The following is a 385-nucleotide window of genomic DNA, read 5'->3' as shown; positions in this document are numbered from 1 at the left end:
GTGCGGCATATATCCAACTTGTGGTGTGGCATTTCTGAAATATTCGTCGCGGCCTCAAAGAAAGGCTGGATATCTTGGAGGCGGCGATGTAACAGGGGCGCCAATAACACGGGTCATGTATTTGCCTCAATTGACCGGCAGGAGGGCTCCGGCTGAACGGCCGGGAGCACTGGCCTCACAGAGATCAGGAGACGGGATAGAATATGAGCTTCACCATCAAGACCGCCGTGCGCGCGACCATCGGAGCCGTGGCCTTTGCGGCGACTGCGTTCACCATGCCGGGTTACGCTTCCGCTCAGCAGACGCCGCAGGGCTGGTTCAAGCTCTGCGACAAGCAGGATGACAGCACCGTCTGCTCGGTGCGCAACGTCCAGACCGCCAATAC

At 59.0% G+C, this 385-nt stretch carries 1 protein-coding gene; it reads left to right on the top strand.

All coding sequences use genetic code 11. The annotated features are described in order from the left end of the window. Positions 1 to 203 precede the first annotated feature (203 nt). On the top strand, positions 204 to 385 hold a 182-nt coding region (locus AC1D0P_RS31500), incomplete at its 3' end, for a hypothetical protein (RefSeq protein WP_477680316.1).

This window comes from Polaromonas sp. P1_G2 (genome assembly GCF_056405515.1).
This window is presented reverse-complemented; position numbering and strand designations above follow the sequence as displayed.